The sequence below is a fragment of the Actinomycetospora soli genome (assembly GCF_021026295.1).
Taxonomy (GTDB): domain Bacteria; phylum Actinomycetota; class Actinomycetes; order Mycobacteriales; family Pseudonocardiaceae; genus Actinomycetospora; species Actinomycetospora soli.
In genome coordinates this window covers 246730-272218 of record NZ_JAJNDA010000006.1, presented here as the reverse complement: position 1 = coordinate 272218, position 25489 = coordinate 246730, and the positions used below count along the sequence as shown (strand labels likewise).

The 25489-nt window shown below is 75.3% G+C and carries 31 protein-coding genes and 1 pseudogene; 13 read left to right on the top strand and 19 right to left on the bottom strand.

What is annotated here, in order from left to right; translation table 11 throughout:
• Nucleotides 1–8 precede the first annotated feature (8 nt).
• Both LN037_RS12330 and LN037_RS12325 read left to right on the top strand, forming a co-directional pair.
• The gene (locus tag LN037_RS12330) at nt 9–161 is read left to right on the top strand and encodes a hypothetical protein (RefSeq protein ID WP_230752770.1); all 153 of its coding nucleotides are present in this window, start codon (nt 9–11) and stop codon (nt 159–161) included.
• Nucleotides 158–748 carry a hypothetical protein gene (locus LN037_RS12325; protein WP_230752768.1) on the top strand — a complete coding sequence of 197 codons (591 nt, stop codon included), beginning with the start codon at nt 158–160 and terminating at the stop codon, nt 746–748. The genes LN037_RS12330 and LN037_RS12325 overlap by 4 nt, the downstream gene beginning before the upstream one ends.
• On the opposite strand, the gene LN037_RS12320 is transcribed toward LN037_RS12325, so the two are convergent.
• The gene (locus LN037_RS12320) at nt 738–1280 is read right to left on the bottom strand and encodes a hypothetical protein (protein ID WP_230752767.1); all 543 of its coding nucleotides are present in this window, start codon (nt 1278–1280) and stop codon (nt 738–740) included. The genes LN037_RS12325 and LN037_RS12320 overlap by 11 nt on opposite strands.
• 177 nt (nt 1281–1457) lie before the next feature.
• Between LN037_RS12320 and LN037_RS12315 the strand changes: the two genes are divergently transcribed.
• Both LN037_RS12315 and LN037_RS12310 read left to right on the top strand, forming a co-directional pair.
• Nucleotides 1458–2339, top strand: coding sequence for an SDR family oxidoreductase (locus LN037_RS12315; RefSeq protein WP_230752765.1), 882 nt, complete (start codon nt 1458–1460; stop codon nt 2337–2339).
• 110 nt (nt 2340–2449) lie between these two features.
• Nucleotides 2450–4039, top strand: a complete 1590-nt coding sequence (locus tag LN037_RS12310; protein WP_230752763.1) for a DICT sensory domain-containing protein — start codon at nt 2450–2452, stop codon at nt 4037–4039.
• A 2-nt stretch (nt 4040–4041) separates the two neighbouring features.
• Here LN037_RS12310 and LN037_RS12305 read toward each other — a convergent pair whose 3' ends face one another.
• Nucleotides 4042–4269, bottom strand: coding sequence for a hypothetical protein (locus LN037_RS12305; RefSeq protein ID WP_230752761.1), 228 nt, complete (start codon nt 4267–4269; stop codon nt 4042–4044).
• Between the two features lie 63 nt (nt 4270–4332).
• Here LN037_RS12305 and LN037_RS12300 point away from each other — a divergent pair, with 63 nt between their 5' ends.
• On the top strand, nt 4333–4830 hold the full coding sequence (locus LN037_RS12300) for a hypothetical protein (RefSeq protein WP_230752758.1): 498 nt from the start codon (nt 4333–4335) through the stop codon (nt 4828–4830).
• Between the two features lie 13 nt (nt 4831–4843).
• Here the strand turns inward: LN037_RS12300 and LN037_RS12295 are convergent, their stop codons facing one another.
• From LN037_RS12295 to LN037_RS12270, 6 genes are all read right to left on the bottom strand, one after another.
• A complete protein-coding gene (locus LN037_RS12295; protein WP_230752755.1) occupies nt 4844–5173 on the bottom strand; it encodes an Asp23/Gls24 family envelope stress response protein in 330 nt (109 codons plus the stop codon).
• Complete coding sequence (locus tag LN037_RS12290) at nt 5170–5643, bottom strand: Asp23/Gls24 family envelope stress response protein (RefSeq protein WP_230752753.1); 474 nt, start codon at nt 5641–5643, stop codon at nt 5170–5172. Before LN037_RS12290 ends, LN037_RS12295 begins: the two co-directional genes overlap by 4 nt.
• Before the next feature lie 133 nt (nt 5644–5776).
• Complete coding sequence (locus tag LN037_RS12285) at nt 5777–6409, bottom strand: TetR/AcrR family transcriptional regulator (protein WP_230752750.1); 633 nt, start codon at nt 6407–6409, stop codon at nt 5777–5779.
• Nucleotides 6406–6564, bottom strand: coding sequence for a hypothetical protein (locus tag LN037_RS12280; protein ID WP_230752747.1), 159 nt, complete (start codon nt 6562–6564; stop codon nt 6406–6408). Before LN037_RS12280 ends, LN037_RS12285 begins: the two co-directional genes overlap by 4 nt.
• A gap of 116 nt (nt 6565–6680) precedes the next feature.
• Nucleotides 6681–7514: an alpha/beta fold hydrolase gene (locus LN037_RS12275; protein WP_230752744.1), complete on the bottom strand. Its 834-nt coding sequence runs from the start codon at nt 7512–7514 to the stop codon at nt 6681–6683.
• Nucleotides 7515–7548: 34 nt separating this feature from the next.
• Nucleotides 7549–7869, bottom strand: coding sequence for a hypothetical protein (locus LN037_RS12270; RefSeq protein WP_230752742.1), 321 nt, complete (start codon nt 7867–7869; stop codon nt 7549–7551).
• Nucleotides 7870–7946: 77 nt separating this feature from the next.
• Here LN037_RS12270 and LN037_RS12265 point away from each other — a divergent pair, with 77 nt between their 5' ends.
• Nucleotides 7947–8708: a sulfite exporter TauE/SafE family protein gene (locus tag LN037_RS12265; RefSeq protein ID WP_230752739.1), complete on the top strand. Its 762-nt coding sequence runs from the start codon at nt 7947–7949 to the stop codon at nt 8706–8708.
• Nucleotides 8709–8738: 30 nt separating this feature from the next.
• Here the strand turns inward: LN037_RS12265 and LN037_RS12260 are convergent, their stop codons facing one another.
• Both LN037_RS12260 and LN037_RS12255 read right to left on the bottom strand, forming a co-directional pair.
• Nucleotides 8739–9608, bottom strand: coding sequence for an LLM class flavin-dependent oxidoreductase (locus LN037_RS12260; protein ID WP_230752736.1), 870 nt, complete (start codon nt 9606–9608; stop codon nt 8739–8741).
• A gap of 314 nt (nt 9609–9922) precedes the next feature.
• Entirely contained in the window at nt 9923–10894 is a 972-nt protein-coding gene (locus LN037_RS12255) for an aldo/keto reductase (protein WP_230752734.1), read from the bottom strand.
• Between the two features lie 102 nt (nt 10895–10996).
• Between LN037_RS12255 and LN037_RS12250 the strand changes: the two genes are divergently transcribed.
• On the top strand, nt 10997–11824 hold the full coding sequence (locus tag LN037_RS12250) for a helix-turn-helix transcriptional regulator (RefSeq protein ID WP_230752731.1): 828 nt from the start codon (nt 10997–10999) through the stop codon (nt 11822–11824).
• Here LN037_RS12250 and LN037_RS12245 read toward each other — a convergent pair.
• Nucleotides 11790–12275, bottom strand: coding sequence for a MarR family winged helix-turn-helix transcriptional regulator (locus LN037_RS12245; RefSeq protein ID WP_230752729.1), 486 nt, complete (start codon nt 12273–12275; stop codon nt 11790–11792). The two genes, LN037_RS12250 and LN037_RS12245, sit on opposite strands and share 35 nt — an antisense overlap.
• Nucleotides 12276–12336: 61 nt before the next feature.
• On the opposite strand from LN037_RS12245, the gene LN037_RS12240 reads away from it, so the two are divergent.
• Complete coding sequence (locus LN037_RS12240) at nt 12337–13572, top strand: FAD-dependent monooxygenase (protein ID WP_230752727.1); 1236 nt, start codon at nt 12337–12339, stop codon at nt 13570–13572.
• 8 nt (nt 13573–13580) lie between these two features.
• Nucleotides 13581–14321 carry an SDR family oxidoreductase gene (locus LN037_RS12235; RefSeq protein WP_230752725.1) on the top strand — a complete coding sequence of 247 codons (741 nt, stop codon included), beginning with the start codon at nt 13581–13583 and terminating at the stop codon, nt 14319–14321.
• Nucleotides 14322–14340: 19 nt separating this feature from the next.
• Here LN037_RS12235 and LN037_RS12230 read toward each other — a convergent pair whose 3' ends face one another.
• Nucleotides 14341–15675 carry an FNR domain-containing protein gene (locus LN037_RS12230; RefSeq protein ID WP_230752724.1) on the bottom strand — a complete coding sequence of 445 codons (1335 nt, stop codon included), beginning with the start codon at nt 15673–15675 and terminating at the stop codon, nt 14341–14343.
• 266 nt (nt 15676–15941) lie between these two features.
• Here LN037_RS12230 and LN037_RS12225 point away from each other — a divergent pair, with 266 nt between their 5' ends.
• Nucleotides 15942–16610, top strand: a complete 669-nt coding sequence (locus LN037_RS12225; RefSeq protein ID WP_230752722.1) for a hypothetical protein — start codon at nt 15942–15944, stop codon at nt 16608–16610.
• 67 nt (nt 16611–16677) lie between these two features.
• On the opposite strand, the gene LN037_RS12220 is transcribed toward LN037_RS12225, so the two are convergent.
• Nucleotides 16678–17895, bottom strand: coding sequence for an alpha/beta hydrolase (locus LN037_RS12220; protein WP_230752720.1), 1218 nt, complete (start codon nt 17893–17895; stop codon nt 16678–16680).
• A 113-nt stretch (nt 17896–18008) separates the two neighbouring features.
• On the opposite strand from LN037_RS12220, the gene LN037_RS12215 reads away from it, so the two are divergent.
• Nucleotides 18009–19004, top strand: coding sequence for an NAD(P)-binding domain-containing protein (locus LN037_RS12215; protein WP_230752718.1), 996 nt, complete (start codon nt 18009–18011; stop codon nt 19002–19004).
• Between the two features lie 70 nt (nt 19005–19074).
• Here the strand turns inward: LN037_RS12215 and LN037_RS12210 are convergent, their stop codons facing one another.
• Together LN037_RS12210 and LN037_RS12205 are read right to left on the bottom strand one after the other, a co-directional pair.
• On the bottom strand, nt 19075–19914 hold the full coding sequence (locus LN037_RS12210) for a cytochrome c biogenesis CcdA family protein (RefSeq protein ID WP_230752716.1): 840 nt from the start codon (nt 19912–19914) through the stop codon (nt 19075–19077).
• 2 nt (nt 19915–19916) lie between these two features.
• Nucleotides 19917–20627, bottom strand: a complete 711-nt coding sequence (locus LN037_RS12205; RefSeq protein WP_230752713.1) for a DsbA family protein — start codon at nt 20625–20627, stop codon at nt 19917–19919.
• An 85-nt stretch (nt 20628–20712) separates the two neighbouring features.
• Here LN037_RS12205 and LN037_RS12200 point away from each other — a divergent pair, with 85 nt between their 5' ends.
• Nucleotides 20713–21210, top strand: coding sequence for a VOC family protein (locus tag LN037_RS12200; RefSeq protein ID WP_230752712.1), 498 nt, complete (start codon nt 20713–20715; stop codon nt 21208–21210).
• A gap of 80 nt (nt 21211–21290) precedes the next feature.
• Here the strand turns inward: LN037_RS12200 and LN037_RS32480 are convergent, their stop codons facing one another.
• From LN037_RS32480 to LN037_RS12185, 4 genes and pseudogenes are all read right to left on the bottom strand, one after another.
• Complete coding sequence (locus LN037_RS32480; protein WP_255693994.1) at nt 21291–21635, bottom strand: enoyl-CoA hydratase/isomerase family protein; 345 nt, start codon at nt 21633–21635, stop codon at nt 21291–21293.
• Nucleotides 21636–21702: 67 nt separating this feature from the next.
• Nucleotides 21703–22053 (bottom strand): annotated as a pseudogene (locus LN037_RS32475) (enoyl-CoA hydratase/isomerase family protein); the annotation flags it as partial.
• A 19-nt stretch (nt 22054–22072) separates the two neighbouring features.
• Entirely contained in the window at nt 22073–23323 is a 1251-nt protein-coding gene (locus tag LN037_RS12190) for an acyl-CoA dehydrogenase family protein (RefSeq protein ID WP_230752710.1), read from the bottom strand.
• A gap of 162 nt (nt 23324–23485) precedes the next feature.
• On the bottom strand, nt 23486–24346 hold the full coding sequence (locus tag LN037_RS12185; protein ID WP_230752708.1) for a pentapeptide repeat-containing protein: 861 nt from the start codon (nt 24344–24346) through the stop codon (nt 23486–23488).
• Between the two features lie 28 nt (nt 24347–24374).
• Between LN037_RS12185 and LN037_RS33165 the strand changes: the two genes are divergently transcribed.
• The gene (locus tag LN037_RS33165; RefSeq protein ID WP_305058389.1) at nt 24375–25235 is read left to right on the top strand and encodes a hypothetical protein; all 861 of its coding nucleotides are present in this window, start codon (nt 24375–24377) and stop codon (nt 25233–25235) included.
• Nucleotides 25236–25489 lie beyond the last annotated feature (254 nt).

The following is a 25489-nucleotide window of genomic DNA, read 5'->3' as shown; positions in this document are numbered from 1 at the left end:
TTGTATGCATGGACATCGGACGCGTCCAGCGTCGCTTCACCGCCGAGCCCCTCGAGAGCCCCGTCCCGGCCGCCCCCGAGGCCCCCGTCGAGAACGTGGACGGGCTCGGGCCCGTCGAGCCCCTCGAGCCCCGCACCGTCACGGCCGACGCCCGCCCGTGACCGCACCGCACCGCGTGGTGGCGGTGCCGGACGTCCCGGCCGCGGTCCTCGGCTGGCGCACCTGGCGCGTCGGCCGGCGGGCCCAGCACCGTCACACGCTCTTCTCCCCGCTCACCGGGACCCCGTGGCCGGCGGGGCGGCCGATGGTGGCCACCTGCGCGAGTCCCCGGCACACCCCGCCCGGTGACTCCTGCCCGTGCGGGCTCTACGCGGTGGCCGACACCGGCACGCTCGGCTGGAGCCCGTCGGACCACGAGGTCCTGGGTGTCGTCGCGCTGTGGGGCGACGTCGTCGAGGGCGAGCACGGGTGGCGCGCCTCGCAGGCCTACCCGCGGTTCCTCGTCACCGGCCCGGGCGTCTCGGCCGAGCAGCGGGCGGTCGTCGCGCGTCGCTACGGCGTCCCGGTGCACACCGGGGAGCTGACGCCGCGCGCGCTCGCCCGACGGCTGGACCGGCCCACGGCCGACGCGCTGCGCCTCGTCGGCGACCCCGCCGACGCGGCGGACCTGCTGGCCGAGGTGACCCGGCGTCGGGAACCCCCGCCCGTCCCGCGCCGACGCGGATGGCGGGCCTGGCTCACCTCCTGAGGCGCAGGAGCGTCCCCACGACGTGCGCCCCGAGATGTCGGCCGAGCTGGCGGTAGACCTCGACCTGCTCGTCGTCGAGCGGGGCGGACTCGTGCGGGAAGCCCGGGTGCGTCGCGGCGTACCCGATCACCGCCTCGGGGGCGTCGGCGGTCAGCCGTGGCATCGCCAGCACGAGCCGGCCGCGGCGCCCGGAGGCGTAGGTGATCCACCCCGCCACCACCGCCGCGCTCGCGAGGCGCGTGCGGAACGGCCCGGTCGCGTCGTCGGGCAGCCCGCTGCCCGGCGCGAGCCCCGACACGTCGTCGACCTCGATGCCGCGGGGGAGCTCCGGCGGCCCGCTGCCGACGTCGACCACCACGGTCGTCCGGCACTCGTGCCGGAGGGCGGCCGCCACCCCGACGTGCTCGTCGACGTAGCAGAGGTAGCCGTCCGGGCGGATCCAGCCGGTGGCCCGCAGCACCTGCAGCGTGCCGAGCCCGACCGCGGCGGCCCGGAGCCCGCCGCCGGGTGCGCAGATTCCCACGGAGTACACCGGCCGTCCTTCCCGACGACGGGTCGGGCGGCGTGCGAGCGTGCGGACCGCCATGACGTCCTCCGTGGTCGGCGAGTTCGCACCCGAGCGTGACCCGCCGGGCTTTCCGCCACCTTTCTCCGCCCGCGGCCCCGCACCCGGGTGTGGACCCGACGGCGACGGGCCACCCTGCCGACCATGAGCACGCCCGTCACGCCCGCCCCCTCGTTCGCCGTCACCGGAGCCACCGGCCACCTCGGTCGCCTCGCGATCGACGCCCTGCTGCGCCGCGGCGTGCCGGCGGGCAACGTGTTCGCGCTGGTCCGCGACCTGGACCGGGCCGGCGACCTGGCCGACCTCGGCGTCGGCGTGCGCGTCGCCGACTACGACCGCCCCGACACGCTGGGCCCGGCGCTGGAGGGCATCGAGCGGCTGCTGCTGGTCTCGAGCCCCGACCCGGGCGACCGGGTGCGCCAGCACTCGGCGGTGATCGACGCCGCGAAGGCCGCGGACGTCGAGTTCGTCGTCTACACGAGCGTGATCCACGCCGACGAGACCGAGCTGGTCCTCGCGCCCGAGCACGCCGCGACCGAGGACGTGCTGCAGGGCTCCGGCCTGCTGTTCGCCGTCGCCCGCAACGGCTGGTACACCGAGAACTACACGGCCCAGCTGCCCCGCTACCTCGAGCGCGGGGAGATCCTCGGGGCGGCGGGCGACGGGAAGGTGTCCGCCGCGACCCGGGCGGACTACGCCGAGGCCGCGGTCAGCCTGCTCACCGGCGACGTCGTCGACCAGCAGGGCTACTGGGAGCTCGGCGGCCCGGCGTTCACGATGTCCGACCTCGCGGCGACGATCACCGAGGTCACCGGGACCACCGTGGTCTACCGCGACCACACCCCCGAGGAGCTCACCGAGGCGATGGTGGCCGCCGGCGCCGACCGGGGCACCGCCGAGTTCGTCGCCGCCCTGGAGGGATCGCTGGCCCGCGGCGAGCTCGAGACCGACAGCCCTGCCCTGGAGAACCTCCTCGGGCGCGCCCCCACGTCGCTGGCGGACGCGGTGCGGGCGGCGCAGCTGTAGCGCCGCTGGTCGACCCGGCGCCACCGTTCGCCGGGCGGCCCGGGACCGGAGGCCTCACCGCCACCCGACCGAGGTAGTTCCCCCGTGTCGTCGCACCTCAGGGGGATGCCTTGGAAGGTCCGCTCGCCCACGCCACCCGCACCCGCGTGGAGCGGGCCTTCATCGACAACCTGTCCGACCACACGCGGGTCGCCCGCGACCGGGCGAGCGGCTCGCGGCCGGAGCGGATGTCGAAGCGGCTGCTCGTCGACGTCTCGCACGCCGTGGAGAAGGCGGTGATGGCGGGCAGCGTCGAGCATCCGACGGTGGTGGTGGCGCTGTTCCAGCAGCTGCCCTACTTCGACCGGGAGCGCGCGGTCTACGAGGCGATGGCCACCGCCGGGGTCACCGCGGTGGTCGGGTTCGTCGCGGGGGAGGCCCACCCCGCGCCCGAGGGGGTGGCGGTGGTCGAGCTCGACCCCGCCGAGGCGCTCGCCGACGAGTGGACGGTGGTCGCGCTCGGCCCGCGCGCCGGGGCGTTCCTCGTGGCCACCGACCAGCACACCTACGACCCGTCCGACCCCGCCGTCGAGCCCAGCCGGATCTTCGACGGCCGGTGGGGCTTCTCCCGCGCCCAGGCCGCGAACGAGCTGGCCCGCCTGCGGTTTGCGCTCGGCACCCGCCTCGCCCCCGACGTGCTGCGCACCGTCGACGAGCTGCTGGCGAGCACGATGCCCGCGGGCGGCGACGCGGCGGGCTCCGCGGGCACGCCCGGGGAGATGTGGGCGACCACCTCGCTCTACCACATGATCGACCGCATGCGGGACGCGCACGCGGGCACCCGCGAGCTGCGCGAGCAGATCGCGGACGCGCACGCCGCGGCGGGCGCCCGGGCCGTCGCGGGGACCGACGCGGCGAGCGGGCTGCCCGACGGCGACTTCCTCGCCCGCTGGACACCGCGCGGCGGGCCCGGCGCCCTGCAGGTCGGGGTCGCGCTGTTCGACATCCCCGCGTTCGACGACGAGGCGCTCGCCTCGCCGCGCGCCGCCTACCACGCGGGGCACCGCGTCGCGGCCGCGCTCACCGAGCCGCTCGGGCCCGTCGACGTGGCGGTGCGCCTCGACCCGCGAACGTTCGTCGTCCTCGTGCCCGGCGCGTCCGCGGTGCACCTGAACGATCTGGCCGACCGCATCGGCGAGGGCCTCGCGCTGGCCTCCGAGGGTCACCCGGGGGTGCCCCTGACCGCCCGGGTCGCGACGACCACCACCCGCGGCCGCCCGCTGCCGGTCGACGACCTGCGGGCCGCGCTCGAGCACGCCGAGGCGTCGGGGGAGCCGGTCGACGCCGGCCGCACGCCCTCGGGCGGGCACATCATGGTCGCGGTGGGCGGCCCGGTCGGGGATGCCGAACAGGCCGCCGACGCCGACGACGCTGACGCTGCCGGGGATGCTCCGGTGCCGGAGCCGGTCCCGTCGGCGGTGGACCCGGCCGCGGAGGCGCGGGCCGGGCGGCACGTGCGTCTGGTCGAGGACGTGCCGGTGGACGTCCCGGTCGGGGGGCCGGTCGAGGGCGTTCCGCTGCCGCGGGAGGGGTACGACGACGAGCCCCGGGTGCCGCGGCCGAGCCCGCTCGGGTCGACCCTGGCGCGGCCGCCCCGACCGTCCGCCCCGACCTTCGACGGGTTCGACGACCGCGGGGGCTGGTTCCGCGAGGACGGGTGAGGTCAGGTCCCGGTGGGCGGCGTGGCGGGGTGGAGCGGGACGACGAGGATCATGACCTCGCCGAGGTCCTCGCGGTCGTACTCCTCGCGCCGCCGCGCGGCCTCCGCGAGGGCGGCGTCGTACCCGTACGGACCGTAGGAGTCGAGCTCCTCGGTCACGGGGTCGAGCACGAGCACGACGAACAGCGACGTCCCGCCCGCGGGACGTCGGGTCCGCCCCGACCCGGTCACAGCGGCACAGTACCGACCGGTCGGTTCTGATTGGGACTGGACGCGCGGAGCACACTCGTCCGCGTGAACGCGTACTCGGCGGACCCGTGGACGGACTTCGCGGTGGCGACGGCCGGCGCCTCGGCGGCGCTGGCGGGCCTCGTGTTCGTGGCGGTGTCGCTCAACCTGCGGGTGATCCTCGGCGACGCGCACCTGCCGGGTCGGGCGGCCCAGACGCTGGTGCTGCTCGCCGTGCCGCTCTTCCTCGCGCTCGTGGTGCTCGTGCCCGGTCAGGGCAAGGTGGCGCTCGCGGTGGAGCTGCTGGTGATCGGGTTGGTCGCGGGCTCGGTGCTGGTGCGCCAGGCCCTGCCCGGCCGGCGGTCGGCGGAGCAGCCGTTCGCCGGGTGGGTCCTGCTGGGCTGGACACCGGCCGCGGCGGTGCTCGTGGCACCGGTCGTCGCCGGGGTGGGTCTCGCCACGGGCACCGTCGGCGGCCTCTACTGGATCGCACCCGCCGTCGTGCTCGCCCTGCTCGCCGGGCTGGGCAACGCGTGGGCGCTGCTCGTCGAGATCCTGCGGTGAGGCCGGGGCCGGATCAGGCCACGTCGGCGACGACGACGTCGACGGGGTGGCCGGGTGCCCGCACGGCGACGGCCGAGCGGACCTGCTCGACCAGGCGCCGCATCGGGGCGCCGTAGCAGGCGGAGACCGAGACGACGATGCGGGCCGGACCCGGGCCGTCGTCGTGCACCCGGACCCCGCGGACCCGTCGTCCGGGGAGGTAGGTCTCGGTGGCGCCGTGCTCACCGGTGGCGAGACCGCACACCAGTGGGCAGGCGAGGACCGCGGCGGCGACCCGGTCGACGTCCACCCCGGCCACGAGGGCCGGGGCGGAGGCGTCGCCGGGACGCACCGGGCGGGTCACCGGACGCGGGCGGGGGCCGGGGCCGGAGCCGGGGCGTCGTCCTCCTCGTCCGCGAGGTGGAGGTCCACGACGTCGACGTTGACCTCGGTGACCTCGAGGCCGGTCATCTGCTCGACCGCGCCGATCACGTTGCGGCGGATGGCCCGCGAGAGCTCCGCGATGGCGACGCCGTACTCGACGACGATGGTCAGGTCGACCGCGGCCTGGCGCTCGCCGACCTCGACCGACACACCCTGCGAGGCCGAGGAGCGGCTGCCGGGGATGCGCTCGGTGATGGCGCCGAAGGCGCGGGCGGCGGTGCCGCCGAAGCCGTACACGCCGTTGACCTCACGGGCGGCGAGGCCGGCGACCTTGGCGACGACGCCGTCGGCGATGGTGGTCTTGCCCTGGGTGCTCTCCAGCGCCGACCCGGTCGGGGCGGCCGGGCTCGGCGTCGTGGTCTTCGGCGCGGTGGGCGTGGGGGTGCTCATGGGAACCTCCTTCGTCGGTGGTTCGCGAGCCCCGCCCCCGGTGGGCGGAGCGTGCCGTCGAACTCGTCCCGTAGGACGCGATCGGATCGCGGATCCTCACGCCCGACGTCGGGTGGTCCCGATCACAGCGCGCTCAGCGGGGGTCGAGCAGGCGCACCGCCAGGCGCTGCAGCCGCGCGACCGTGAGCTCGCGGTCGGTGTCCGGCGCCGTGAGGTGGCTCAGGGCGGCGCGGACGAGGACGTCCGCGGCGTCGTCGAGCAGGGGCCGGGGCAGCCGCGGGTGGTGTCCGCGCAGCCACGTCGAGAGCATCACCCGCGCCCGGGCGATGATCGCGCTGCTTCCGGTGGTGAGCTGCGGGAGCAGGCTGACGTCGTCGTGCGCGCTCGTCAGCACCGTGTCGAGCAGCGGGTGGTTGTCGCGGGCGGCCATCGTGGTGCGCAGGGCGGCGGTGAGGCCCGCGCGCCAGTCGGGCGCGTCGATGAGGGCCTGGCCGACCTCGGCGATCACGCGGTCGGACTCGTGGGCGACGAGCGCGTCCGCGACCGCCTCCTTGTCCCCGAACTCGCGGTGGATCGCCGACCGGGACACCCCGGAGCGGCGGGCCAGGTCGCTCATGCGGACCTGGCCCCACCCCTGCTCGGTGGCGGCGGCGGACGCGGTCTCGAGGACCCGCTCGCGCAGGGTCTCGCGGAACTGGGCCCGTAGCCCCCGGGGCTCGGCGTGCGGCCGGGCGCGGGGGACGGGTCGTGCGGGGGAGTGGGTCACGAGGAGGACCCCCCGGCGCGTTGCGCCCCGTGCAGGGGGCACAGCGGGTTGACGAACTCGGAGTCCTGCTCGCCGTTCAGCAGGAACGAGCAGTGGCAGCCCTGGTCCAGGGCCTCCGGACTGCCGGGTGGGGTCGTGCTGGCCGTGTCGTTCATCGGGCCTCCCGTCGGGGTCGACGTCGGGCAGGGGCACTTCGGGGACTATCGGCACGGGACCCGGCGGCGTTACCCCGACGTGACAAAGAGGTGCGGACCACAGGCGTTCCTGCTGGTCAGAGGCGGCGACGGAGCCATTCGAGAGCGGCGTCACACCGACGAAGGATCGAGAAGTGCCCGTCGACGGGGGAGACCCACTTCTCCGCCTGCGGCATCGCCGCGCCGAGGGCGCGCGCGTGGGTGGCGGGGACGAACGTGTCGCCGTCGCCGTGGAGCAGCAGGGTGGGGCAGCGGGCGGCGCCGGGATCGAAGCCCCAGGGCGTCACCAGGGCGACGTGGTCGTCCGCCCGCGCGGTGACGGCGGCGTCGCCGGTGGTGTCCTCGTCCGGGAACCAGCCCTGGTCGAGCGCCTCGAGGTCGGTCGGCGAGTGCAGCCACCGCAGCGTCGGGTGGGCCCGGTCGAAGGCGAGCTTGTGCTCCCGGCCCTGCTCGGCGGCGCGCAGCGACAGGGTCGCGGCCGGGTCGAGCTGGGCGTACCAGTCGAGGCCGGGGGTGTCGCGCGGCGCGAAGGCGCTGATCGCGACGGCGGCGAGGACCCGGTCGGGCAGCAGCGCCGCGCACGCCAGGGCGTGCGGGGCGCCGGCGGAGTGGCCGACCACGGCGAAGCGGTCGACGCCGAGGTGGTCGGCGACGGCCGCGACGTCGCGCGCCACCGAGGCGACGGTGCGGCCCGGTCGGCTCGTCGACCGGCCGTGCCCGGGCCGCGCGACGCTGACCCAGCGCAGCCCGAGGCGGTGGGCGGCGGCGACGACGGGCCGGGGCGGCGTGCCGTCGCGCAGCGTGCCGTGGTGCCAGAACAGGGTGCCGCGGTCGGACCCGTGCGACACCGACATCCGTGCCGCGACGCGACGCCCGTCCGGCATCGTCACGTCGACCGCGTCGAGCTGCACCGCATCCCCCTCCGGCGCGCATCGTGGCACGCGGTCAGGACGAGCGGCGCGGGGGACCCGCGTGCGAGCTGCGCTGCGTCACCCCCGCCTCGGCCGCGGCCTCGCGCACGTGGGCGTCGAGGGGCGCCCGGGCGCGCAGGATCGCGTCGGTGACGCTGCCGACCCGGTCCTGCACGTGGACGTTGAGCGCCTCGTAGATCTCGGGCCGGCCGCAGACGGCGAGCATCTCGATCACGCGCCGCCGCGCGTCCTCGTCGAGCTCGTCGCCCTCGCGCAGCGCCTCGGCGGCGCGGCGGGTGCGCTCGGCCTGCCGTGCGAGCGCGGCCCGGAGGCGGGGGTTCGGGGTGCGTGCCACCCGCCTACGTTCGCACACCAGTTCGAATCCCGCCCCACCGGCTGGCCCCGCCGCCCGGGGACGGCGATCATGCGTCGGTGACCCTCGGCGAGGCGGCGATCATCGCGGTCGCCGGCGTGTGGGCCGGGATGATCAACACGATCGTCGGGTCGGGCACCCTCGTGACCTTCCCGGTCCTGCTCGCACTGGGCTTCCCGCCGCTGACGGCCAACGTCTCCAACGGGCTCGGTCTCGTGCCGGGGTCGGTGACCGGCGCGATCGGCTACCGCCGCGAGCTGACCGGCCTCGCGGGCCGCGTCGTCCGGCTCGTGATCCCGACCGCGCTCGGCGGCCTCGCCGGGGCGCTCCTGCTGTTCGCGCTGCCGTCCTCGGTGTTCGACGCCGTGGTGCCGGTGCTCGTCGGGCTCGCCGTGGTGCTCGTGGTGGTCCAGCCGGCCGTGGCCCGGCGCATCGCGGCGCGGCGGCCGTCGGGGGAGCCCCGGACGCGGGTCGGGCCGGGGCTGCTGGCCTCCGTGTTCGGCACCGGGCTCTACGGCGGTTACTTCGGGGCCGCCCAGGGCGTGCTGCTGCTCGGCGTGCTCGGCATCGCGATCGACGACGACCTGCAGCGCCACAACGCCGTCAAGAACATCCTGGCGGCCGTGGCGAACCTGGTCTCGGGAGTCGTGTTCGCCCTGGTCGCGCCCGTGTCGTGGCCGGTGGTCGGCCTCATCGCGGGCGGCGCGGTCGTCGGCGGCCTGCTCGGCGCGCGCATCGGCCGGCGCCTCCCGCCGCTCGTGCTGCGCGGCGTGATCGTCGTGGTCGGCCTCGCGGCGCTGGTGCAGCTGCTGCTGCGGTAGGACCCGCCGTCGCTCCGGGCGTCCCGGTGGTCAGCCCCGCAGCGGTGTGATCACCTGCTCGGCGAAGCGCAGCACCGGCTCCGTCGAGCGCGGGTGCCCGAAGTCCATGACGACGTGGTCCACGCCGAGGTCGCGGTGCCCGGCGAGCTCCTCGACGAGCTTCGCCGAGTCGTCGTCGTTCTCGGGCAGCGCGCGCTCGAGGGTCACCGACACCTCGATCGACGCGGGGTCGCGCCCCGCCGCCTCGGCCGCGGACCGGACGATGTCCCGACGGCGGGTGAACCCGTCCCCGGCGGGCCCGTTCCACCGGTCGGCGAGCCGCCCGACCAGGGGCAGCCCGACCTTCTCCCCGGCGGCCCCGATGCACACGCGCGGCGGCGGGTCGGTCAGCGGGGGCGCCGACGCCTCGTCGATCCGGTAGTACCGACCCTCGTAGGACGGGAACTCCTCGGTCCACATCCGCCGGCAGATCTCGATGGTCTCCTCGAGCTGGGCGAACCGCACCGACGGCTTCGGGAACTCGTAGCCGTAGGCCGCGTACTCGTGGTCGCGCCACCCCGCGCCGATCCCGAGCACGAACCGCCCGCCCGAGAGGTACTGCAGGGTCGCGGCCATCTTCGCCAGCAGCGGCGGGTGCCGGTAGCCGACGCCGAGCACGTGGTGGCACAGCTCGACCGAGGTGTGCCGCGCCGCCAGCCACGTGAGCGTCGTCCACGCCTCGAGGAACGGGTCGGTCTTCGCGTCGAAGCCGTAGAAGTGGTCGGCGATCCACAGCGAGTCGAAGTGCGGCAACGCCGTCGGCAGGATCTCCGTGTCCTGGTACGCGGCGATCGGCACCTGGTCCGACCACCGGTTGCCGATCACGGGGGACAGCCAACCGAACCGCAGGCCCTGAGTCACGCCGCGATCATCGCACCGGTGGGGTTCGGTGGTCCGCCGACGGCAAGATCCTGTTGTGCGGAGCGATGTGATCGCTCAGCGAGCACATCGCTCCGCGGAACAGGATCTTGGCGCGCGGGGCGGGGTCCTGGGGGTCGCCGGCCCCGGCGCTCGGAGCCGGGCGAGCGCTGTCGGCCCGACGCCGGGTGGCCGCCGGTCGTCGACCGCAAGATCCAGACCAGCGGAGCGATGTGATCGCTCAGCGAGCACATCGCTCCGCAGAACAGGATCTTGGCGCGCGGGGCGGCGCACCGGGGCCCCGAACCCGGGACGGCTCACCGCTCGCTGTCGAGCTGCGCCATCGCCGCAGCGGGATAGCGGTCGCCGGAGACCGAGCCGGCGGGGATCAGCTCGTCGATGCGGGCCAGGTCCTCCGCCGTGACCTCGACGTCGACGAGCGACGACGCGACCTGGTCGACCCGCCGCGCCCCGATCACCGGCACGACGTCCGTCCCCTGCGCACTCACCCAGCCGATCGCGAGCTGCGCGACCGAGACGCCCTTCGCCGCCGCCGTCTCGTGCAGCCGCGCGACGAGCGCCCGGTTGTGCTCGAGGTGCTCGCCCTGCCAGCGCGGGGTCATCGCGCGGCCCCCGGTCACGGCGCCGCTGCCGCCGATGAGGCCGCGACCCAGCACGCCGTAGGCGGTGATCCCGACGCCGAGCTCCCGGCAGGCGGGCAGGATCTCCGTCTCGATCTCGCGGCTGAGCACGGAGTACTCGATCTGCAGGTCGCAGACCGGTGCCACGGCGACCGCGCGCCGGACCGTCGCCGCCGAGACCTCGCTGAGCCCGATGTGCCGCACGTAGCCCTGCTCGACGAGCTCGGCGATGGCGCCGACGGTGTCCTCGATCGGCACCGCCGGGTCGAGCCGCGCGGGGCGGTAGACGTCGACGTGGTCGACGCCGAGGCGCTGCAGGGAGTAGGTGAGGAAGTTCTTCAGGGCTGCAGGCCGGGCGTCGACGCCGACCAACCCGCCGTCGGGAGCCCGCATCGCCCCGAACTTGACCGAGAGGACGACGTCGTCGCGGGACCGGTCGGCGAGCGCCCGGCGGATCAACGCCTCGTTGTGGCCGGCGCCGTAGAAGTCGCCGGTGTCGAGGAGCGTGCCGCCGGCGTCGAGGTAGGCGTGGACGACGCGGACGCCCTCGGCGTCGTCGACGGCGCCGTACACCCCGGACAGGCCCATGCACCCGAGGGCGGGGGAGGAGACGACGGGACCGGTGCTGCCGAGCTGTCGTTGCTGCATGCCGACCACCGTGCGCCTCCCGGCGGCGCACAGGCAGGCCCGGCTCAACCAGGGACCGGCCGACCCTGGCTGGACGTCCCGACGGCGGGTGATGCTGGGGTCGTGATCGACCGCGCGGGCCTCGGGGACTTCCTCCGACGACGACGGGAGCTGCTGCGTCCGGCCGACGTCGGGCTGCCGCCCGGGGCGCGCCGCCGGACGCCGGGGCTGCGGCGCGAGGAGGTGGCGCAGCTGGCCGGGTTGTCGGTCGACTACTACACGCGCCTGGAGCAGGCCCGCGGGCCGCACCCGAGCGAACCCGTCGTCGCGACCCTCGCCCGCGCGCTGCGGTGCGACCTCGACGAGCGCGACCACCTCTTCCACCTCGCCGGGCTCGCCCCGCCGGCGCGGCGCGGTGGCCGGCACGTCTCGCCGGGTCTGCTCGCGCTCGTCGACCACCTGACCGACGTCCCCGCCCGCATCCACACCGACCTGCACGACGTGCTCTGGCAGAACCCGCTCGCCGCCACACTGTTCGGGACGAGCCCGCTCAACCCGGTGCGGGCGTGGTTCACCGACTCCACGTTGCGCGGCACGACCCCGGAGGAGGACCGCGCCGCCCTGTCCGCCGCCCACGTGCGCGACCTGCGGGCCACCGCGGCCCGGCGCGCGGGCGACGCGGACGTGGCGGAACTCGTCGACGACCTGCTCGCCCGCAGCGCCGAGTTCCGGGCGCTGTGGGAGCGCCACGAGGTGGGGGTCCGGCGGGTCGCGCGGAAGCGCTTCGCCCACCCCGAGGTCGGGCTCGTGCACCTGACCTGCGAGGTGCTGCTCGCCCCCGAGTCCGACCGGGTGCTGCTGGTCTACTTCCCGACCGAGGGCACCGACGCGCGGGAGAAGCTCGACCTGCTGCGCGTCATCGGGACGCAGGACCTGCATCCGTCGGCGTGACCTCCCGGCCCGCGCCGTCCATCGCGGCCGCCAGCCGGCCGAGGAAGGCCCGGACGACGGCGGCCTCGTCCGTGGAGAGCGACCGGCAGACCTCGTCGATCAGCCGGAGGCCGGGCAGCCACACGTCGAGCGCGTACGCCTGCGCCTCGGCCGTGGCGGTGACGGTGACGCGGCGCCGGTCGGTCGGGTGCGGGGTGCGTGCGACGTGCCCTGCGGCCTCGAGGCGGTCCACGAGGACGGTCGCCGAGGCCGAGCGGATCCCGAGGCGCTCGGCGAGCTCGGCGGCGCCCATCGGGCCGTGCTCGCCGAGCAGGTGGACCGCGGTCATGTCGGTGACGTTCATGCCCATCGCGCGGGCCATGCGGACGACGAGGTCCTGCGAGGCGCCGATGAGGTCGCGCACGGCGAACGTCGTCGGGTCGAACCGCGCGATCTCGGTCTCCGGCTCCATCGGCGGCACTCTCTCATGTGCTTGGTAGTGAGAGAATCTAGCGACAGGGTATCCGGCGGACATGACACGCCACGCACTCATCTCCGGCGCGAGCATCGGCGGCCCTGCGCTCGCGCACGAGCTCAACGCCCGCGGCTGGCGCACCACCCTCGTCGAGCGCGCTCCGCGGCTGCGCGACGAGGGGCAGAACATCGACGTCCGGGGTGCGGGGCGGGTGGTGCTGCGTCGGATGGGCCTCGAGGAGGCCGCGCTCGTGACCGGCACGACGGAGGTGGGCCTGCGGATCGTGGGGGAGCAGGGCCGCACGGTCGCCGAGTTCCCCGCGGGCGAGAACGACATCGACGGGCCGACGGCGGAGCTGGAGATCCTGCGCGGCGAGCTGGCGCGGCTGCTCCACGAGCGGACCGTGGACCACACCGACTACCGCTTCGAGGAGCAGATCCGCGACCTCGACGACCACGGCGACCACGTGACGGCGACGCTCGCGAGCGGGGAGCGGATCGACGCCGACCTCGTCGTCGTCGCCGAGGGCACCCGGTCCCGCACGCGGGACCTCGTCGTGCCCGGGGCCGAGATGACCGAGGTGGGCCTGGTCATCGCCTACCTGACGATCCCGCGCACGCCGGAGGACGACCGGTGGTGGAACTGGTACCACACCGAGCGCACGCTCGGGGTCAGCCTGCGGCCGGACAACCTCGGCACCACGCGCGCGATGTTGAGCTTCATGACCGACGTGCGCGGCCTCGAGCGCCTCGACCGCGACGACCAGGTGATGCTCCTGCGCCGCACCTTCGCCGACGCCGGGTGGGCGGCGCCCCGGGTCCTCGACGCCCTCGACGACGCGCCGATGTACCTCGACGCGGTCGCCCAGGTCCGGCTGCCGCGCTGGAGCACGGGCCGACGGGTCCTGCTCGGGGACGCGGCGTGGGCGACCGGGCCCTTCGGCACGGGGACCACCCTCGCGCTCACGGCCGCCCACGTCCTGGCCGGGGAGCTCGAGCGCACCGCCGACCACCGGGTGGCGCTCGGGCGCTACGAGGAGGTCATGCGCCCGTTCGTCGCGAAGGCCCAGGAGGTCAAGCTCTCGACGATCCGCCTGGTCAACCCGTCGTCGCGCGCCGCGCTCGCCGTGAACCAGACGGTCTTCCGCGCCGCCGCGGGTCTGCAGAACCGCTTCGGGGGTCTCGCGGCCAAGCTCTTCCGTCCGCCGGCCGACCAGGTCGACCTGCCGGACTACGCGCTCCCTGCTCGTGAGGAGAAAGGTGGGCTCGTAGCCCCGTCCGCTCGCCTGGGGTAGCCCCCCGCATGGGAGCACTGGACGGCACGGTCGCGGCGGTGACGGGCGCATCGAGCGGCATCGGGGAGGCGACGGCGCGGGCACTCGCGGCCGAGGGGGCGACCCTCGCGCTGCTGGCCCGCCGCGTGGACCGCCTCGAGGCACTGGCCGCGGACCTCGGGGGCGACACGAGCGTCCACGCGGTCGACCTGTCCGACCCCGAGGCCGCGGTCGCCGCGGTCGGGGAGGTGGTCGAGCGCCACGGCCGGCTGGACGTGCTGGTCAACAACGCCGGGTACGGCTCGCTCGCCCCGGCGCGCGGGTCGGACCTCGCCGACTGGCGCGCCACCACCGCGATCAACCTCGACGGCCTGCTCGCGGCCAGCCACGCCGCGCTCGAACCGCTCGTCGCGGCGGCCTCCGGCCCGCGCGGCGTGGCGGACCTCGTGAACGTCAGCTCCGACGCGGGTCGTCGGGTCATGGCGGTCGGCGCGGTCTACAGCGCCACGAAGCACGCGGTCGGCGCCTTCTCCGGCTCGCTGCGCCAGGAGCTCGCGCCGGTGCACGTGCGGGTCGGTGTGGTCGAGCCGGGCATCACCCGCACCGAGCTCCCGGACAAGGGCGACGGCGACACGCCCGACCTCGACGCCCTCGGCGAGCTCGGGGTCCTGGAGGCCTCCGACATCGCGGACGCCGTCGTCTGGATGGTCACCCGCCCGGCCCGCGTCGCGGTCGACGAGATGCTCGTCCGGCCGACCGAGCAGCGGTGAGGTGCGCGAAGCGCACCTCTCACGAGTCCCAGATCGGGCCGTAGGCCGGGACGCCCTGGCGGCGGAGCTCGCCCACGACCCGGAGCGTGGTGCGGCGGTTCGAGATGCAGACGACGGCCTCGGCGCCGGTCCGTGCCACGGCCTCGCGGGCGAGCGCGACCAGGTCGGGCTTGCCGTTCGCGTCGGTGTCCCAGAACAGCGCGCTCGGGTCGGCGGTGCGGATGTCGGCCACGAGGTCGGCGCCGTAGGTGCGCTCCGGGTTGCGGGTGACCCAGAGCAGGTGGGCCGGGGTGTCCTCGCCGAGCAGGTGCGGGAGCACCGGGGCGATGCCGCTGCCCGTCGCGATCCAGACGACGCCGTGGAAGAGGCGCGACACGCTGCCGACACCCGTCGTCGGGACCCCGCGGACCCAGACGGCCTCCGGACGGTCGTCGATGAAGTCGCCGGTCCAGTTCCCGGCGCGGGAGACGGCGAGGCGGAAGTCGGTGCGGTCGGGGCGGGCGACGGTGGCGAAGGCGTGCCACTGGCCGAGCGGGTGCCGGGCGATCCGGGTCGCCGACCCGATCCGGACCGGGCGGCCGCGGTCGGCGGTGACGAGGGCGACGTGGTCCGAGGGGCACTCGATCGTCACCGGGAGCCGGCGCAGCTGCAGCCACGGGATCAGCGCGGCCACGGCGACCGCGAGCAGGATCCAGGCGCCGGGCGACGTCGCGAGGGCCACCGGGAACGAGGTCGGGGCATCCGCGGCGAGGACGATCGTCAGCGCGGTGAACAGCCCGAGCGCGGCCCAGCCGCCCCAGCGGTGCGAGTGCTCGAAGCGGTCGTGCCGGCTCTCGCGGGCGCTGGGCCGGGCGAGCACGGCCATCGTCACGAGCACCGCGAGGATGCCGCCGGCGATCCCGAGGACCGCGGGCCGCAGGGGCGTGGCGGGGGCCAGCGCGGTCAGCGCGGTGAAGGCGAGGAACCAGCCGACCGCGGAGATCGCGGCCCCGACGTGGACGCCGGCGCCGACCTGGTGGACCTGCGCGATCGCCGCCCGCACCCGGATGGGCCAGCCCTTCGGGGTGCGGGTGGCCAGGGCGAACAGCCCGTTGACGACGTCCTGCTGCCGGATCAGCGCGGCCAGCCCGACGTCGACGCTCGCCATCGTCCCGGCGGCGGTCGCCGCGGCGGCGAACGACCGGGTGGTGAGCAGCAGGACCACCGCGACGACGAGGTTGGCCGCGAGGACCGAGAGCAGCCACCACCGCATGGGGCGCGTGGCCAGCCGGGCCGGGTCGACGGTCCGCGGCGCGGCGGGAACAGCGGCGGCCGGGGTCGCAGCGGGGAGGGCGGGCAGGGTGGCGACGCTCATGACGTGGCCCCTTCCGGGCTGGCCGGGTGTCTCCCGGCGACGCCACGAAGCGTCGATCTCGAGCGGCCCGCGTCCTGTCGACTCGTCGGCCACGCTCCGGACGACGGGTCCGTCCCCTCGTCGGAGGACAGCGGTGTCGTCCCCGGGACCGGCTCCTCGGGGGACGGGACGGGTCCGGTCGCGGCGGCAGAGTTCTCGGTGTCAGCACGGAGAGCGCCCACCAGGACTCCTCCCCGCACCGCATCCCTCACCCTCGGGAGCACGTCATGCGCCTCACCCGGATCGCCGCCGCCACCCTGATCGCCGGCTCGCTCACCTTCGCCGGCACCGGCATCGCCCTGGCCGACACCGTCACCCCGGACACCTCGTCCAGCACCCAGGCCGCGATCGCCGAGCCGGGGGACCTGATGCTGTCGGCCACCACGGTCACGCCCGGCGCGCACATCACGTTCTCCGGCTCGGTGGCCACACCGACCACCGGGACGGGCCCGGTCGGTGTCACCTCGTCGGCCTTCGCCGGCGCCGCGACGATGGACCGCACCGACCCGACCGCGTTCTCCGGATCGGCCACGATCGCCTCGAGCGCGAAGGCCGGCACCTACACGGTCACCGCGTCGTCCTCGGCGGGCACCGTGTCGGCCCGGATCACCGTCACCGGCACCGCGCCCGCCCCGGCCCACCACGGCAGCGGGACCGCCGCCGGGACGCACTCCTCGGGGCACGGCTCGTCGTCACCGCAGAGCACCGACACCAGCACGGCGATCAGCGAGACGGCGGGCTCGGACGTGCTGCCGTGGGCGCTCGGCGGAGCGGGCGTGATCGTGCTGATCGGTGGTGGGGCGTATGCGCTCGGGCGGGGGCGTCAGGCGGATCGGGCCGCGCAGGCCCGGCAGGACTACCGCGAGCCGCGCACCGAGGTCATGACCCGCCGCTGAGCACTCAGCACGACGACGGCGGGACCGGGTCCGGGCGACCCGGTCCCGCCGTCGTCGTGCGCGGTGCTCACTGCTGCGGGCAGGCCGGAGCGGTCGTCGGGATGCCGAGGCGGGACGCCATCCACGGCAGGGACCCCTCGAACGCCGCGGCGAACACGTCGAAGGTGTGGCCACCGCCGGGGACGAGCACCGAGCACGTCGCGATCCCGGCGGCACGGGCGGCGGGAACGAGGCCGGCCTGCGCCTGGGCGGGGTCGACGTCGGCGGTACCGACCTCGAACCAGCCCCCGAGCGCCGGGAAGCGGGTCGAGCGCAGGATCGTCGCCGGCTCGTGCGCGTCGAACGCCTGCTGCGAGCCGGCGAAGAGCTGGGCGACGGTGTCGGCGACCCCGGCGTTGGTGTCGCCGCTGCGCGGTCCCTCGAGCCCCGCGTAGTCGCCGAAGGTGTGGAACATGGTCGGGTGCCGGAGGGCGAGCATCACCGCGCACGAGCCGCCCTCGGAGAGCCCGGCGACCGCCCAGGCGCTGCCGGGCGGCCGGGGCGTGAAGGTGGACAGCACGAAGTCCGGGACGTCCCGGGTCAGGTAGGTCTCGGCGTTGCCGGCCGGGCCGTCGACGCACTCGGTGTCGGCGGTGGTCGACCCGTTGACGTCGGGCATCACGAGGATGGGCGCGACCCCGCCGTGGGCGTCGGCGAAGGCGTCAGCAGTCTGGTCGGCCCGGCCCCCGTCGATCCAGTCCTGCGGTGTGCCCGGCGTGCCGTGCAGCAGCACGATCACGGGGAGCTGCGGTCGGGGCTTCGCGAAGAACGCCTGCGGGACGTAGATCATCGCGGGGCGGGCGGCGAAGCCGGAGGACGGCGTCGGGATCGTGACCGGGGCGACCACGCCCGGTCCCGGGTCGGCGTCCTCGCGCAGCATCGCCTCGAGGGTGACCTGGTCGGAGGGCGGGGCGCCGACGGCCTGCCCGAGGGTGCGGTAGTAGTCGAAGTGCACGTTGACCGCCGCCGCGACGACGAGCAGCAGCGTGACGACGAGCCCGAGGCCGGCGGACACCCGCGCGACCCGCCGTCGGGACAGCAGCAGCGCCACCAGCGCGACCAGGACGAGCGCGCCCAGCAGCGCCGCGAACCAGGTCTGCGTGATCTGCACCTGGAGGACGAGCCCGTCGGCCTGGACGACCGCGGACAGGGCGAACAGCGCCGCGGCGACCACGAGCGCGATCAGCGCGGCGCGCAGGAGCGGGTGGTCGTGGCGGCGGGGCTGGTGCCGGTCGGACCCGCTCACGCGCCCGTCCCGACGAGGACGGTGCGGCCGCTGGTCACCGCCCCATCGTCGTGCACCCCGGGGATTTCGCCCAGGGGGCGACGACCCCGGTGTCGCGGTGTCACGCTCGGACGATGGCCCACGCGGAGATCCACCAGGAAGGCCCGGAACGCCTCGGTGACCTCGACGCCCTCGCCGGGCGGACGGTCGCGGTGCTCGGGTACGGCAACCAGGGCGCGGCGCAGGCGGCGAACCTGCGCGACTCGGGCGTGACACCCGTCGTCGGGAACCGCGTGGACGAGTACGCGACCGCCGCGGACGAGGCCGGTTTCGCGCCCCGCCCGATCGCGGAGGCGGCGGCCACGGCGGACGTGGTGCTGCTGCTGGTGCCCGACGAGGTGCAGCCCGACCTGGTGCGCGACGAGGTCGCGCCGGGGTTGCGCGCGGGCGACACGCTCGTCGTCGCGAGCGGCTACAACTGGCACTTCGGGCTGTTGGAGGTGCCGGAGGGCGTCGACGTCGTGATGGTCGCGCCGCGGATGATCGGCGCCGCGGTGCGCGACCGGTACGTCGCACGGGTCGGCTTCCCGTGCCTGGTCTCCGTCGAGCGCGACGCCACCGGGAACGCCTGGGACACGACGATGGCGATCACGCGCGCGATCGGCGGAACGCTCGGCGGCGCGGTCGTCTCGTCGGCGCGGGAGGAGGCCGCGCTGGACCTGTTCAGCGAACAGGCGGTGTGGCCGACCGTGCTCGGGATGCTGCGCACGGCGCACGCCGTCCTTGTCGAGGCGGGCTTCAGCGAGGAGGCGGTGCTCTCCGAGCTCTACCTCTCCGGCGAGCCCGCCGAGGTGTTCGACCGCATCGCCCGCGACGGCCTGTTCGGTCAGCTCGGCCTGCACTCCCGGACGTCGCAGTACGGCCAGCTCCGCGGTCTCGCCTCCACCGACGTCACCGCGTTGCACGAACGCTTCTCGGGCGTCCTGCACGACGACATCCTCTCCGGCGCCTTCGCCCGCGAGTGGGGGCGTGCGGACGCGGGGGAGCGGCTGGCGGCGCTGCGCCGCGAGGCGGAGAACTCGGACATCGCCCGCTCCGAGGCCGAGGTCCGCGCGCGCCTGCGGCACTGAATTCCCGACGACGGGTCGGTGCCGGTCGCGCGCGAGGGTCCGTCACTCGGACGAGCGGGACCGGACCCGCCTACCGGTTCGACGTCGAGCGGCTCCGCGCCGGGCGCAGGACCTGCCACGCGACGACCCCGATCGTCACGACGGCGATCGCGCCGAGCACCACGAGGTCGGGCACCGACCCGCCGAGCGCCACGGCCCCGTTCTCCGCCGCGGCGGCCGTCGCCGGGTCGGCGCCGACCAGCCCGGCGGTGCCGTCGAACACGATGAACAGCACGCCGATCACGATGAAGAGCACGCCCGAGATCACCGAGGTGGTGTGCAGGCGCAGCGGGCCGATCGAGAATTCGCGTCCGCGCAGCCAGCGGCGGCGGCCGAGGTCGAAGCGCTGCCAGAGCAGGGCCAGCACGAACAGCGGCAGCGCCATCCCGACCGCGTAGACCGCGAGCAGCGCCGCGCCGCGCACCGCCTGGCCGCTCGCGGCGGCCACCGTCAGGACCGCTCCGAGGATCGGCCCGGAGCAGAAGCCCGCGAGACCGTAGGCGGCGCCGAGTCCGAGCGTCGCGAGCCACGTCCCGCGCCGGGCCATCCGGGACTGGAACCGGGCGGCCGCGCCGAACGCCCACCCGCCACCGAGCACCTGCACGACGCCGAGCATGATGATCACCGCGCCCGCGACCGTCACGACGACGGACCGGTACTGCGTCAGCACCCCCGCCAGGGCGCCCGAGCCGGCACCGAGCGGGACGAGCACCGCCGCCAGCCCGAGCAGGAACACGCCCGTCCGCGCCACGAGTTCGGTGCGGCCGCTGAACGCGTACGCGAAGAACGACGGCAGCAGCAGCGCGCTGCACGGGCTGAGCAGGGCGAGGACCCCGCCGAGGAGGGCGGCGGCGTAACCGAGGTCGGGCACGGTCAGCGGGCGCGGGCCAGCGCGGCGTCGATCGCCTGCTGGAACGTCGGCAGCGGCTGGGCGCCGAAGATCAGCTGGTCGCCGACGACGAAGGACGGCACCCCGCCGACGCCGAGCCGCGACCCCAGCTGCTGGTCGGCGGCCACGTCGTCGGCGATCCGCGGGTCGGCGAGGTCGGCCCGGAACCGCGGCACGTCGAGCCCGAGCCGCGCGGCGAGCGCGGTCAGCGACGCCTCGGTGACCTCGCCGCGGTTCTCCGGCGCCTGGTCGGTGTACAACGCGCCGTGGAACGGCCAGAACTGTCCCTGCCGACCGGCCGCCCGCGCGGCGCGCGCCTCGAGCACGGACTCGGGCCCGAGGTAGGCGAAGTCGTGCCACTCGATGCGGACCTGCCCGGAGTCGACGTACTGCCGGATCAACGCCGGCTCCGTCGTCGTCGAGTACAGGCGGCAGAACGGGCACTGGAAGTCGCCCCACTCCGCGATCACCACCGGGGCGTCCACCCGACCCAGCGCGAGCGGGTCGCCCTCCTGACGACGGGGCACGTCCAGTCGCGCCTGCGCCACCGGGTCCGAGGAGGTGGGGGCCGCCGTCGGCGTGCTGCGGGAGGTCGAGACGGTCACCAGCGCGAGGACGACCAGGACGACCAGGACGATCCCGGCGCCGATCAGCAGTCGGGTGCGGCTCGGACGGCGCTCCTGCGTGTCGGTCACGGGACGGAGTACCCCTCCGACGGCGGGCGACCCGTCGTCGGGAGGAGGACCGGACCTGACCGCCTCGACCGGGAGACTCCTGCTCATGGCGATCAGCACGGTCACGCACCTCAACTTCACGGGCCACGCCCGGCAGGCGCTCGAGTTCTACCACTCCGTCTTCGGCGGGCAGCTCATGATCGGGACCTACGGCGAGGGCGGCGTGCCCCAGGACTCGGCCGACTCCGAGCAGGTCACGTTCGCCCCGGTCGCAGCGGACTCGCCCAACGCCGACCTGGTCGGGTTCGGGATGGTGGCGGCGGAGAACGGGTTCCGCATCGCGGCCTACGACGTGTACGGCGCGACGGGCGGTGCACTCGCCGGATCGGAGGGTCCGGGTCGCGCCGACGCCCTGGGGCACACCGAGTCGCTGTTCGTGCTGCTCAACGGGGACACGGTGGACGAGGTCCGCGAGTTCTGGACGAGGCTGGCCGACGGCGGTCGGGTGATCCAGTCGCTCGCACCGACGCCGTGGGGAGCGCCGTACGGCATGGTGACCGACCGCTTCGGCGTCACGTGGATCGTCGGGACGAACCCGGGCTGATCCGGTCCGGATCGGCTAGGTCGCGGAGAGGCGTGTGCGGTGCTCAGGATCCCTGTGCACCACACACGGCACTCGTCGACCTAGCCTCGCGAGGAGTCCGGGCTCCACCCACCGGTGAACGTCGGCGGGCGCTTCTCGCGGAACGCCTCGAACGCCGCGACGGCGTCGTCCCCGGCGAGGTTCACGGCCTGCGCCCGGGCCTCGTTCGTCAGCGCCTCGGCGAGGGTCACGCCCACGGCGCCGTGCAGCAGCTCCTTCGTCTGCGCGAGCGCGACCGGGGGACCGGCGGCGAGGCGCGCCGCCAGGGAGTCCACCGTCGCGTCGACCTCGTCGGGCTCCACGAGGTAGGTGACGAGGCCCAGCCGGTGGGCCTCCTCGCCGTCGATCATCTCGGCGAGCAGGGCCAGGCGCTTGGCCTGCTGCATCCCGACGAGCCGGGGGGAGCAGCCAGGAGCCGCCGAGGTCGAGCGAGAGGCCCCGCGCGGCGAAGATCTGCGAGAACCGCGAGCGCGGGGTGGCCACCACGACGTCGCACCCGAGCGCGAGGTTCCACCCCGCGCCGACCGCCACGCCGTCGACGACCGCGATCGACGGCACGGGCAGGTCGTGCAGGGCCAGCGGGACCTCGTTGATGCGCCGCATCCGGGGCAGCGGGTGCCCCGGCCCGACGTCGGACAGGTCGGCCCCAGCGCACAGGTCGCCGCCGGTCCCGCGCAGGACCAGGACGCGCGACCCGTCGTCGCGGGCCGCGGTGAGGTGTCCGGCGAGCGCCTCCCACCCGTCGACACCCAGCGCGTTCCTGCGGCGGGGGCGGTCGATCGTCAGGGTGCGGACGCCGTCCACCGTCGAGGAGAGGACGGGGTCAGAGGAATCCGAAGAGCTGTCCGGCGACACGGCGGATCTGCACCTCCTCCGCGCCCTCGGTGATCCGGTAGCGGCGGTGGTGCCGGTAGATGTGCTCGAACGGCTCGTGGCGCGAGTAGCCGAGCCCGCCGAACACCTGCATCGCGCGGTCGGCGGCGTCGCACACGAGCCGGTTGGCGCGGTAGTTGCACATCGAGACGTGGTGGCCGACCGACACCTCGGGTCGCCCCTCGCGGTGGCACTCGTCGAGCTCGGCGGCCGTGTCCCGGATGAGCGCGCGGAGCATCGCCGCCTCGGTGTGCAGCTCGACCAGGGGCCACTGGATCGCCTGCCGGCTCGCGAGCGGGCGACCGAACGTGTGCCGCTCCCGCGCGTGGGCGACGGCGCGGTCGATGCAGTACTGCGCGGCCCCGAGGCTCGAGGCGGCCTGCCGGATGCGGTTGGAGTGCACGAACGTCTGGGCGACGTCCAGGGCCCGTCCCTCCTCGCCGAACAGCGCCGAGCCGGGCACGCGGACGTCGCGCAGGACGACCTCGCCGTGGTCGGTCGGCATGTTGAGCGTCCACCAGTAGTAGGGGACCTCGAAGCCCGGCGTGTCGGTGGGGACGAGGAACGCCGACAGCCCGCGGGTGCTGCCCGGCTCACCCGACGTCCGCGCGAACACCATCTCGTGGCTCGCCCGGTGCACGCCCGTGCTCCAGCGCTTGGCCCCGTCGATGACCCAGTCGTCGCCGTCGCGCCGTGCGGTGGTCTCCATCCAGGTGGCGTCGCTGCCGTGCTCGGGCTCGGTCAGGCCGAACGCCAGGCCCCGTCGTCCGGTGATGACGTCCTCGACGAGCTCCGCGCGCTGCTCCGGCGTCCCGTAGAGGTGCAGCAGGTGGGCGAAGACGAGGTTCCCGACGACGGAGTGCTCGTTCTGGAGGTCGTTGTGCAGGCCGAGCCCGCGGTGGGCGAGGTGTTCCCGGATCGCGGCCATCGCCGACTCGGTGCCCGCGTGGCCGCCCAGGTCCTCGGGCAGCGAGTAGCGGTAGAAGCCGGCCGCGTCCGCGCGACGGCAGGCCTCGGCGAGCAGGTCCTCCCACTCGCGGCGGGGCAGCCCGCCCGCCTCGACGTCGGTGCGGGCGAACTCGCGCCGGTGGTCGAAGAAGCGCTCGTTGTCGTCCTGCGCCTGCAGCGGGACGATCTCGGCGTCGATGAAGGCGTCGAGCTCCCGCAGGAGGGTCGCGACGTCGGGGTCGGGCGAGATCATCGCAGCACCTCCCAGGGCCCGTGTTGTTCTACCGCGCGGGTCGCGTGTGGACCAAGCGAGGTCGTCCGACCCCGTCGACGAGCCCGGACGCGCGATACACCGATGGCAGTAACGGCCGCCCGGCGAAGGCACGAACTTCGCGCCGCAGACGTGTGATTCAGGTCACTTGTCGCCACTCTCGGGAGTCCTCGCGGTACTCCTCGCCACTGAGGCGGGGCCCGTGGAGGGGGTGTGAGCCGTGCACGACGCCATCCACTCGGTCCCGCGCGCGCCCGAACTCCTTCGCCGCCTCGTGCTCCTCGCCGGGTTGTTGGGCGGGTTCCTCCTCGCCGCACTGCTGCTCGCCGGTCCCGCCCAGGCGGCTCCCGACGAAGGCTCGTCCTCCGGCGGCTCCGGGACCGGGCCGGTGAGTTCCGTGATCCACGCGGTCACCGGCACGACCTCGGGCAAGGCCGAGAAGTCGAGCTCCGGGAAGCCGACCTCCGGGAAGTCGACCTCCGGGAAGTCGACGTCGGGGAAGTCGACCTCCGCGAAGTCGACGTCGGGGAAGCCGACCGCCGCGAAGGCGAGCGCCGGGAAGTCGGCCGGGGAGAAGTCGACCTCGACGAAGGCGACCTCGGTCAAGGCCTCGGCGAAGGCGATCTCGAGTACGGCGACGTCGGTCAAGGCGACTGCCAGGAAGGCGACCGCTGAGAAGGCGACCTCGCAGAAGCCGACTGTCGAAAAGTCGGCTGCAGGGAAGGCGACTGCGGGGAAGGCGACCGCCGCGAAGACGAGCGCGGGAAAGGCGACCTCGGGCACGGCGGCCCTGACGAAGCTGACCGCGGGAGTGCTCCCGGCGGAAGTGGCTAGGACGGCTCCGGTGAAGGTGGCCGAGGTGGTCCCCGCGACGGCGACGTCGGTCGCGACCGAGGTGACCTCGAGGATTGCGAGGCCCACCACCACTGCAGCCGCCACCGCGGACCCGGTCACCCGCCACGCGGTCGACCTGCCGACCCGTCTCCTCGCGACGGCGTCGAGCACGGCGGATGCCCAATCGGTCCTCGCGCCGGTGGCCACGCTGACGACGACGGCGGCCCGGACGGCCCCCGCCGCGCCGCAGCTGCTTGCGCCGGTCTCCGCCGTGCCACGCACGCTCCTCGGGTCCACCGGGCTCGTCGATGCCACCGACGGCCTGTTGACCGGCACGGTGTCGGGTCTGACGGGCACGACGACGGCTCTGACGGGCGCGACCGGTGGGCTGTTGACGGGCACGGTGTCGGGTCTGACGGGCACGACGACGGCTCTGACGGGCGCGACCGGTGGGCTGTTGACGGGCACGGTGTCCGGTCTGACGGGCACCACGACGGCTCTGACCGGTGCGACCGGTGGGCTGTTGACGGGCACGGTGTCCGGTCTGACGGGCACCACGACGGCCCTGACCGGGACGGTCGGGACCCTCGGCCGGGGCGTCCTCGGAATGCCGGGCGAGGCGCTGGGCGGGCCCACCGCGCCGCCCGGTCCGGTCGCCGTCGCCGGGGTCGGAACGTCGACGGCCTCGCCCGTGCCGAGCGGAACGCCCGGTCTGCCGACACCCACCCGGCCGGCCCTCGTGGCTGGCTCGGAGCGTGCGCCGGCCGTGGGCGGTGGCGGCATCTCGTCGGCGGCGCCGAGCGCGTGGCGGTCGTCGGCCGATGCGGCGATCGGCGCCGACTCCGGGCGCGGGCCACTCGGCGCGCCCGACCCCACGAGCCCGGCCGCTCCGGCGGCCGCGGGGACGGCGGGCAGCTCGACGGCCGGCGGCGCGAGCGGCCCGAGCGGTGTCCTGCCCGACCCGCTCGCGGTGGCCGCGATCCTGGCCGGACTGGTGCTGCTCGCCTGCGGGCGCCGGGGCACGTGGTGGTTCCCCGAGGTCGCCGTCGGGCCGGACTGAGCCCCTGACGTCCGCCGTTCGCTGCGCGCGGGTGGCGGTCCCGCGCTGACGTCTCCGTCAGGTGTCCGGGACGGGCCCCACCGGCCGCTGCCCAGGACGTGACGCCCGCCGTCGTGCTCGTCCGGTCCTCGTCGACCGACGCGCGACAGGCCGGGCCGGTCCGGGCGACGGCGTCCGAGTGCGCCTGTCCCCACCGACCGGTCGACCGGCTCCGCAGTGCTGTGCCACGCGGAGCGGGCCGACCCGGCGGTCAC